Source organism: Anaerobiospirillum sp. NML120448 (assembly GCF_023050945.1).
Classification (GTDB): domain Bacteria; phylum Pseudomonadota; class Gammaproteobacteria; order Enterobacterales; family Succinivibrionaceae; genus Anaerobiospirillum.
This window is the reverse complement of the sequence record NZ_JALKIM010000013.1, coordinates 56,276-66,157: the sequence shown is the minus strand read 5'-3', so window position 1 is coordinate 66,157 and position 9,882 is coordinate 56,276. Positions and strand designations below refer to the sequence as shown.

The following is a 9,882-nucleotide window of genomic DNA, read 5'->3' as shown; positions in this document are numbered from 1 at the left end:
ACTTTGGCTCGTTTAAGGTTAATTTGTCGAATGTTCTGCTGCTTAATGTACTTAACACACTTATCAAAATCTATTTTTAGATTCTCATTGCTGTTAATTTTGTCACGTAATTCATTTAAAATTACATTCGGACGTCCTTCTTTGCTAAGTTGGACGTTTGTTTGAGGGGAAATTTTATTTGTCTTCATACCCCTCATTTTAAATTAAATCATGATTATTGTGTACCTATTACTTCTATATGGTTAAGAATAGTATAGTAATATTTATATATGGAAAAGCTAAGAGTAGTTTTTCCAAGAATTAGATGAACATTCCACTAGTGTAGTTGTTCTTCAAAAAATTTCTTTTTTAAGCCTAAGGTACTACCATGAGGCTAGAAACAGGATACTTTAATATGCCTTCTTCTTTAGAAAAAATCATAGCTCCTAACAAAGTTAAGAAAAATATCTTGTCTTTAGCTGTAGCTTGCCTTATGCCAAGCTTATTGGTAACTAATGCCTTTGCTCAAGATGCTACACATGCTAATAAACAACCTGAGCAAATTATGGCAGAAATTGAAAGCAAGCTGCATAATCCTGAATATATGCGTAATGTTTCCAAAAATTTAGGGATACCCTCTGACCAACTAACTAATGGAGCGCCACCAACTTTAAAGCAAGCTCCTGCTAATGCTATGCAGAGTCAACATGCACCAAACGCACCACAGGCTGCTAATAACGCCAGTGCGCAAGCAGCTACAACTACTGCTACAGGAACAGCTTCGGCTCAAAAGCAGCATAGCAGCTTACTGCAAATGAGCGAAATTAAGAGCTATACCGCTAAATGTGAAGGCAATCACGACTTAGAGGCTTGCCAAAAGCTAGGCGTACACTACTCTACTTTAGCTATCGACTTTAATACTGATATTGAAATTAATATGCGCCTTGCGGCCTTTAACTTGGAAAAGGCTTGTGTAGGAGGCTTAAAGTCAGCTTGTGATATTTGGGGCCATGCTCTTGGCATGTATGGTAACTACTTTATCGATGATCGTAGTCCTAATAAAGATTATATCTATGGCTTTAGAATTTTAAATCACTCTTGCGAGTTAGAAGATGCCTTTGGTTGCGCTAAAACTGGCCTTTTATACTATTATGGTCGTGGTGCTGAGGCCAACACTGATCTAGCTATGACCTATTTCAATCGTGCTTGTGATTTAGCCTCACAAAAGCCAGATCACATTAAAAAGATTGAACCAAACTTAGGTTTAGGCTGCTATTATGCAGGCAAAGTTGTAGCCCAACAAAATAATTTTGACAAGAACAAGCCAGAGACATTACCAGCTCAAAGCGTTACTTATTATGAAAAAGGCTGTCAGCTTAACAGCCCTGATGCCTGTTTGGATTTAAGTGCTTACTACACCTCTATCCAAGATTCTAATAAGGCAATTTTCTACTCCCAGCGTACTTGTTTAGCAGGTAATTCTAAAGCTTGCTTTGAAAATGCCTTGCAGCTTCATCAGTTAGGCAACGATGCTCTTGCTAACCGTTTCTTGGAAATTGGTTGTCAGATGGGTAGCGGTGACGCTTGTACCCTGTTTGCCACTAACCTTTTATCAGGTGTTGCTATTGAACAAGATACCAACACAGCCATTATGATGCTAGAAAGCTCTTGTAAAGCTAATAATGGCTTAGCTTGCATGTATTTAGGAGAGCTTTGCTATACAGGCGGTTCTGAAATTCCTAACTATTCAACCCCTATTAATTTTGAACATGCAGCTATTTACTTTGAGCGCTCCTGCTCTTTAGGAGTTGCCGCTGCTTGCACTGCGTTAGAAAAGGTAAAAGCTCAACTTACCTCACCTAGCTCTAATCCTATTCATATTCCTCGCTAATTAGCCAATTAGCCTATTATTCTTTACAAGGTCTAAGCGTTAATCTTAGACCTTGTCATTTTTTAGTTAGTTAAGAGAGCAAATAAGCTTTATAATAAGCACCGCAATCTTGGGCTTATTTCATGCCATTAATATTAATTCCATACGGTTTCAATTAGCCATACTAAAAACAAAGTATAGGTATCAAAATCTTTTATGGTCTATTTAGGATAAGCGTGCAAAAACATCTGCGATTTTTTGGTATACTAGATATTAAATTTTACCGATTAATCAATCAAAAACAAAAGCTTTTAAAAGCCAATAAGGAATTAATAATATCGGCAAGACAGCCTCGGTTAATGGTTTTATTTTTTAATGAATTGCAGGATCTAATCCTTATCCTGCACAGCTAATAATAGCATGATACAAATACCAAATAAGATCAATTATTAGCATACGTAGTTGTTGATAAGCAGTGCTGCAAAGTTTACGCTTCTTATCATTAAGAAGAGCTGTTTCACAGATTTTAGCAAGGAGAGCGCTTTGCTTCCTATTTCAAGACATAGGTTTGAGCGCCAAGACGGTATGAAAAAGTTATTGGTAAGTTTAAAGGCTTGCCATGTGAATTGTTTCTCAGATCAAGTTGTAAAACTTATTCTTAAAGCATTGCTTGTTTGGAGTAGTGCTAGCTTTGCTATGGCTTCAAGCTATGGCCCGATTGACGCTATCGCTAATCAAGTTCAAGAAGATCAAAATACTATTGCCCAAGAGCAAAGTTCTATTCAGGCTATGAACAATAGTCTGGAAGTTGCTGATTATAGCTCCAATTCAAGCTCTCCTTTTAATCCTAACTACCATTTTCAATCTGTCTTACAAAGCTCAGAGCAACTAGACGCAAAGTCTTTATTGGGCGATAAAGCTAGTGCTATTCAACAAGACAAAGATCAAGAGTCAGCTAATTTAGAGCTTAATGAAAAATTACACAATGTAGATTTTGAATCTAGCCTATTACGTAATGAAGGATTTTTCTTTACTGGCTCAGCTGTCTTATCTTACAATCATAAAAATACCGAAAAAGTTGTAGATACTAGCCTTCCCAAAGAGTATCAAGAATTTATCAACAACGAGGAATACGGCAATCAAAGTGAGACCTTATTTGCCTTAAGTACCGACTTATATCAAGATCAAGAACCTATTTTACTTGATGCGGCTACGCCTACTACAAGCAAAGCCAAGGACGTTAAGCAGGTAAAACCTATCTTTGCCAATACCAATAAATTATTGGCTCCAGATAGTGACCCTTACCATGCTTTTTCCTGCACTACTGACAACTTTGAGCAAAGCGTACAATTGCTCCAAGAGAGTTTTCTTGAGGCTCAACAAGCATTGGGCAATTACAGTGCTACTGCGCAAAATATTGATAACAACATTGTTGATGCACAAAACTCCAATCAAGTTGCCTCTTTAGAGCCAACCAAGCCTGCTGATATCCTGGCTTTAGATCAAATTAACCAAGCCTTAACCAAGGACTCAAGCGCCACCACTACAAATAGCCAAGATACTGCGTTATCCAATGATAACTCTAGTAATTTAGCTAGTGAAGGCATAACAGATAACACAGCTGCAAGTGAAATTAGTAACTTACCAGAGAGCCATGCATCAAGCGTGGACAACTCTGCTATGAGTGACAATAGCTTGCAAGCAGACGCTAGCGCCAACGCTAGCGCTAGCGCCAGCATCAGCAGCGCCAGCGCCGAAGAGCAGACTGATCCTGCTAATATAAATAATATGGAATATAGTTCTGAGTTTATGGTGGATCATTTTATCAGCCAAGACTCAGATAATGCCTCTGATGCTCTTTTAGGCGAGGACTCTAGCGACTACGCTGCCGTTTACTATGCCTATAACGAAATGGAGCATAACGAAGAACAAAATCTTGAGCGTGTCTACAATCAAAATGAGCGTGTTTACTATGGCTCTCAAAACCCAGAGGAGGCTAAAGAAAACTCTAAAAACCTCAATAGAAACGAGTTACATGTAAGCTCACTCTTTGAGAAGACTGACATGTCAGCCAATACTGAACAGACCATTGATGCACAGGACTCTGATATAAAAGCTCCTGTTGTATCAGGTCAGCAGCACTATAGACCTAAAAATTCTTTAGAACAAGAAATAGCCAATAGCCATGCCTCTGAGGTCACTAAATCTGTTTTAGTCTCCCAACTATTAAGCGAAAAAAGCATTAGTAACCATACACACATTGAAGATACTAATGAAGTGTTATTTGAGTCTTATGTAGGCACTAACGCTAATTCTGATAGTACTGAAACTGATACCGAGGAAAGTAGTGAAAGCAATAATAAAGGCCGTATCTTCTATACTGGCACTAAAAACCATGTACAGGAGCAAGATGAACTAACTAAAGCTATTAATGAACTTCAAAATGCCCATAAAGCAAGTCAATATACAGAAGACTCCCACTATGGTAGCGATGAGATTGATGTTGATCCATCTGTTGACTTGGAAGATCTAAAATCTTACCAAGAGGACGATACTACTTTATTTTATCCGTCTTTAAATAATGCTGATGATAACTCAGTGTATGCTTCAGACAAAAAGCACAATAGCCAAGCTGGCTCTAGCAAGCAAAAGCCACTTAGTCGAGATGATGAATACCGCCAAAATCTTTTAGAATATGATATGCAAACCTATGGTGCCAAGATTGCAGATGATCCTAAAAAGCTTGAGTTGTCTGACATTATCTCAGACTCAGACAATGTTGATACCGATTTAAAATCAGCAAATGATGAAGATATACCTTATTGGCAGAAAAATAAGGATTGGCAATTCAAAGATCAAAGTAGTAATACTAACTTTTCTCAAGATTTTGCGCAATCTAAAGAGGAAGAGGCCATTTATGGTGATTTTTCTTTAGACATTAGCACCCATCATGATGATTATATTGATGATATTGATGAGTCTAAAATTGATGACTACATTATAGCTGCCAATGAAGAAGGTTTTAGCCCTATTTCCAAGCGAGTATTAACCCGTACCCGTATTACCTCATATGCCTTACGCTTTAATGAGAACCCATTCTTGCCAATTGATGAACTTCAAAGAGAGCAATCTGCTTGCATTAATGGTAAGGGCTATTCATGCTATTTAGTAGGTCGCCATTATGATGGTTTATCCAGTTTAGGTCGCAATAATAAGCGTCGTATGATTGCCGCTAGTGAACTTGCTAAAGCTCATGAGCTCTATCCTCATATTTATATAACAGGAGCTGACTTTGATCACCTCTTGCACACTATTGTTTTTTATAGACGTGGTTGCCATCTTAAGCACTCTTTAAGTTGCCGTCTGTTACTAAGCGCTTATGGTCGCTTTGGTGGTCTAATTGCTCTGGGCAAGACTACAGTTACTAATAAACAATTAGGTATACGCTATTTAGAGGCGGGCTGTCACTTTGAAGAACCTCGTTCTTGCGCCAATTTAGCAGCTATGCATTTAAATGGTTATAGTACCTTTGAGCCTGATTCCAAAAAAGGCATTGGACTATATGTAAGATCTTGTCGTATTGCCCGTACTATTACTAATGAGCTTAGAGTTATTGATCCTAATTTAGGTATTGGTTGTTTAGAGCTTGGCAGAATATACTTAAATAGTGGTTTATTTAAGGATGGTACTTATATTAAACAAGATTATGTAAAAGCCCATCATTATCTACACCACGCCTGTAACTTACGTTCAGCAGCAGCATGTAAAATGCTTAAGGATAACTTTACCAATCACGAGCATATTGATATTCCTATGCCTATAGGTGAGACCTTCCGAGAAAGCGGCAATATGAATAAGAAGCACAATGACAATAAGGCTCCTATACGCTCCACACCGCTTAACCTCTATATAGGCAAAACTAATGTATCCCTAGGAGATAAGCAAGCGCAGCGCCAGGTATTACGCAACAACATAAGTATTAGGCCTTAGCAATGTTTACCACAAGGTAATGCTTAGCCAAGTCATAGCAAGCTTAGTTAAACAAGGCTAAGCAGAGCCAAGCTGTGCAAAGCCGAGCTAAGCCTAATAAGCCAAAGCTTGGTAGTTTCTTTGCTAGAGCCAGGCTACGCTAATCTAGCTTAATTAATACAAAAGAGCGTTGCAGAGCTATACAGCACAACGATGCTTGGTGTGCTAAGAGGTACGGCCAATCAAAACAATTACAGACTTTAATGCTTTTGTGATGGCCGTTTTAGTGCTGAGGATAGTAGTAGATTAAAGAGGCATTAGGATCATCTAAAAATGCCTGAGGCATAATATATGGGCCTTGGAAAAGAGCTAATTGCACCTGTTGTGGCTCAATTTTTAGTTTTACATGATCTTTTAAGGCTGCTAATACTAAGTTTGAGCAGTATAAAGCATTACTATCAGTACTTAAAATAAAAGGCTTGCCCTCTTGAGAGGATAGATAAGCTTGAATTTGCTCTTGCGACGCTTTTGGCAGTTGCTCGTAGCGCACTATAGCTAAGCGCTCTGACTGTGAGACAAAGTTTGCCAATTTAATCTTAATTACGCCATCAAAAGCGGAAGTAGCATCATCTGCGGTAGTAGCATGAGTTACCATAATCTCAGGATGTACCTGAGAGATAATACCTACGTGAGAGAATTTGCTATTGCTAAGCTTAGCAATAACTACACTATCAACCCCTACTCCCATTCGTAAAATCACATCTCCTACTTTAAGCTCAGGCAAAGGTTTGATGGTGTTTAGCGATAGTTTTTCCTTATGTACAGCTATCATCTCATTACGATTAGCAACTAAAACATAACTCGTAATAATTAGGGCTAGAACAATTAAAACTAAGGCATACCAGCGATAATACTTGGTTTTAAACATGGTACAGCTCTATTTAGCCTATCATCATTTGCATTGCGTAGGCCATAAGGGTGGTGATTTTGGCTTAGAAACAATAAAAAAGGCCTCTAAAACTATGTTTAGAGGCCCTTTTAAAGTAAGAACCTATCTTACTTTAAAGCAACTAACCATTGATCGTTTACTTTTACTAAGCTTAAGTCGGTTACATCAGCAGAGCCATCCTTATAGATAGTTTTAACCTTTAAGGTAGCTACATTGTCTTGAGTTTGAACATCAGAAATAGTGTACTTATCAAAGCCGCCACGTGACTCAGCCTTCTCCTGAGAGTACTTTAGACCAAAAGCAAGCTTACCCTTTGCGGCAGTCTTCTCAACATCATTTAAACCAGATAAATCAATAGTTGTCATGAGTTTATCGACATCGTTAGCTAAAGCGGCATCCATATAGGCGCTAGCAACTTTCTCTGGGCCATTACCAGAACAGGCAACAGCAAAAAGAGCAAAAAATACAGACATCAGAGCAATTTTTAAAGACTTGATCATATTAGTATTCTCCAAGTATATAGATAATGCACCTGACAAGATCTGATTATTACTCTTTTCCAGTGCATGTGATGTTTTCAATTGTAATCAAGAAAAATAAGATTGAATAGCAAATTAATCGCATTAACCCATAACAGTGCAAAAGATTTACAACTTCCTTATGCTACTAAAGCTACATGCTAACGACGTACCAATTATCTTCATATTTAGCTAAAGCAATCATGGTCTCTTTTGAAGTATTGTTGTTAAAGCTAATTACCACAGAGATTAAAGCCTCTTTGCTAGTTTCTTTAATATCTTTAACCTGTATATCTTTTAGGCCGCCTTGCTTTTCTACCTCAGTTGCCACTACATCCAAAGCAGCTTGTAATTGCTCTCTAACTTCCGCTAACTTAGATTCATCGAGCTCATTGGTATTAATAGTTTTAATGACTTTCTCTATATTGTTGTGAAATACACCATCAATATAGTCCATACCTGTTAGCTGAGCCTGACTTGGAGATGGTTTACCACAGGCACTAACAGCTACCACCATTAATAGAGCCATTAGGGGCATTATTAACTTCTTTAACATATCTATTCCTTAAAAACTATGTCTGTTTCGACATTCAGAGCAATGATTCTATTATGAAACCGTGAATGCCCTGCATTATGCCACAGCCTTATTAGAGCCTCAAACCACATTTATTCTTGAAGCTCACAATCTCACGCACTTTATTTCTCTCAGCTATGATGCTCCGCTCCTCCATCTTATTAGCTCTTGCGCAAGGCATGCGCAATGCGCATGCGCATTGGCATGAGCATGAGCATGAGCATGAGCATGCGCATGTTAGCTTTATGAGAACTATCTACCATGCCTTTTGCCTAACTAAGCCCACCCTACCCAGACCTTTACAAGTTCATAAATACTTGCAAGGTCTAAGAGCAGCCTCAAGGTCACGCCTTTTGCTTAGCAGCCAGCAGTTGTCAGCCCATCTGTCCGCAGTCGCCAGGGATTTTGTAATGTGGCTCAAAACTCTAAGGGCTAAGATCAAAAATACTAATAGCCCAAAGGCTGTTGCACCAAATTGGACGAGCTAAACTAGTTTTGCATGGCCTACTTTTGCCTGATATAAACTCGTTTAAGGAATACTTATTAATACGATTAGAGCACCAAGCTTAGGCGTTGCTTGTTGGTTTATATTTATGTGGAGTTAGCTTGAATCATTCAATTGTTTGTGATTTGTCTCTAAAATTTTCTTAGCCTTAGTATTCGAACTTATGAAACTAATAGTATGCTAACAAGCTATAGATTCTTACACAAAGTCATTAGGGCAAACATAGGAGTGAGCTTTGATGCATTTTGTTTTTACTAACAATAATAGCTAAGTTTTACCTACATTATTATTGATAGTATAAGTTTAAAGTTTTTTATGAGCGCCTCTAGAGGCCTGATACAAGGATGATTTTATGGCAAAGAAGAATGTTCTCACCGCTTTAGCACTAGCTGTTTCCTTAACTGCCGCCGCTCCTGCTATGACTGGATGTGTAGGCTCTACTACCACCAATTCTTCTACAACTGATCGCACTCAAATCATGCTAATCTCCGAGCAGGAAATTAACACTAGCGCAGCTCAAGAGTACGATAAGGTTATTGCTCAAGCCAAAGCTCAAAAGGCATTAAATACCAACGCTAAGCAAACTAAGCGTGTTAAGAATATTGCAAATAAATTAATTGCTAAGGCTAGCATCTACCGTCCTGATAGCAAAAAGTGGGACTGGGAAGTTAACGTAATTAACTCTGATGAGGTTAATGCTTGGTGTATGCCTGGCGGTAAGATTGCTGTATATACAGGCTTAATCAATACCGTAAAGCCAACTGATGATGAGTTAGCTGTAGTTATCAGCCACGAAATTGCACACGCCTTACGTGAGCACTCCCGTGAGCAAATGTCAGCTGAATATGCAAAACAAGGCGCTTTAAATATTGCAGCTATGTTTGGCGTTGATCAAACTAAGTTAGCGATCGGTGATGCTATTTCCAATATTGGTTTCTCCCTACCTTTCTCACGCTCTCATGAGACTGAGGCCGATGAATTAGGCTTAGAGTTAATGAATGCAGCTGGTTACGATACTGATGCCGCAGCTTCTTTATGGAAGAAAATGATGGCAGCCTCTGGCGGTTCTTCTAACGCTTTAGAGAATCTCTTATCCACTCACCCATCTAATGATGATCGTATCGAAAACTTAACTGAACTTTCTGCTAAGTTAAAGACAGGTAAGAGCGACAAGTAGTCTACTTTTCTACTAAAAACTCTAAAAAAGGCCTTATTAACTCTTAATAAGGCCTTTTTTCATGGAATTTTACTATGAGGCCAAGCCCTCCATAAAAAAGCCTCTGCATAAAGCTTCATACTTTAACTTAAGCTTAAAACCAAGCCTAGTGATATACTTTGCGTAAGATATTATTAGGATCTGGTGATGAGATGAAACAACTACTCTCAGGTGTTCTACTGTTCACTATCCTTAGTACTTAATGTTTTCAAGACGATTAACTTGCTAATCGAACAGCAATAGAAAAAGATGGCGCTACCTCTTCGTTGCTAAGGGGATAGTGCGCAAAATTATTATGAGGG

General features: G+C 38.4%; 7 protein-coding genes. 3 read left to right on the top strand and 4 right to left on the bottom strand.

What is annotated here, in order from left to right; translation table 11 throughout:
* Positions 1–188: hypothetical protein (locus MXE38_RS03995; RefSeq protein ID WP_246911974.1), on the bottom strand; the 188-nt coding region annotated here is incomplete at its 3' end.
* A 206-nt stretch (positions 189–394) separates the two neighbouring features.
* Between MXE38_RS03995 and MXE38_RS03990 the strand changes: the two genes are divergently transcribed.
* Positions 395–1,870 (top strand): tetratricopeptide repeat protein, encoded by a 1,476-nt coding sequence (locus MXE38_RS03990; protein ID WP_246911966.1) that lies wholly within the window; start codon positions 395–397, stop codon positions 1,868–1,870.
* Positions 1,871–2,545: 675 nt separating this feature from the next.
* Positions 2,546–5,839: a hypothetical protein gene (locus MXE38_RS03985; protein ID WP_246911964.1), complete on the top strand. Its 3,294-nt coding sequence runs from the start codon at positions 2,546–2,548 to the stop codon at positions 5,837–5,839.
* A 262-nt stretch (positions 5,840–6,101) separates the two neighbouring features.
* Here the strand turns inward: MXE38_RS03985 and MXE38_RS03980 are convergent, their stop codons facing one another.
* From MXE38_RS03980 to MXE38_RS03970, 3 genes are all read right to left on the bottom strand, one after another.
* A complete protein-coding gene (locus tag MXE38_RS03980) occupies positions 6,102–6,746 on the bottom strand; it encodes a YiiX/YebB-like N1pC/P60 family cysteine hydrolase (protein ID WP_246911955.1) in 645 nt (214 codons plus the stop codon).
* A gap of 128 nt (positions 6,747–6,874) precedes the next feature.
* Positions 6,875–7,267 (bottom strand): DUF4878 domain-containing protein, encoded by a 393-nt coding sequence (locus tag MXE38_RS03975; RefSeq protein WP_246911953.1) that lies wholly within the window; start codon positions 7,265–7,267, stop codon positions 6,875–6,877.
* A gap of 172 nt (positions 7,268–7,439) precedes the next feature.
* Positions 7,440–7,841: a DUF4878 domain-containing protein gene (locus tag MXE38_RS03970; protein ID WP_246911940.1), complete on the bottom strand. Its 402-nt coding sequence runs from the start codon at positions 7,839–7,841 to the stop codon at positions 7,440–7,442.
* A gap of 875 nt (positions 7,842–8,716) precedes the next feature.
* Here MXE38_RS03970 and MXE38_RS03965 point away from each other — a divergent pair.
* Positions 8,717–9,541 carry a M48 family metallopeptidase gene (locus MXE38_RS03965; RefSeq protein WP_246911937.1) on the top strand — a complete coding sequence of 275 codons (825 nt, stop codon included), beginning with the start codon at positions 8,717–8,719 and terminating at the stop codon, positions 9,539–9,541.
* The last annotated feature ends 341 nt before the right edge of the window (positions 9,542–9,882 follow it).

Coding starts and splice junctions, on each gene's coding strand:
- MXE38_RS03990 (WP_246911966.1), top strand. CDS start 395: ATGCCTTCTTCTTTAGAAAAAATCATAGCTCCTAACAAAGTTAAGAAA.
- MXE38_RS03985 (WP_246911964.1), top strand. CDS start 2,546: ATGGCTTCAAGCTATGGCCCGATTGACGCTATCGCTAATCAAGTTCAA.
- MXE38_RS03980 (WP_246911955.1), bottom strand. CDS start 6,746: ATGTTTAAAACCAAGTATTATCGCTGGTATGCCTTAGTTTTAATTGTT.
- MXE38_RS03975 (WP_246911953.1), bottom strand. CDS start 7,267: ATGATCAAGTCTTTAAAAATTGCTCTGATGTCTGTATTTTTTGCTCTT.
- MXE38_RS03970 (WP_246911940.1), bottom strand. CDS start 7,841: ATGTTAAAGAAGTTAATAATGCCCCTAATGGCTCTATTAATGGTGGTA.
- MXE38_RS03965 (WP_246911937.1), top strand. CDS start 8,717: ATGGCAAAGAAGAATGTTCTCACCGCTTTAGCACTAGCTGTTTCCTTA.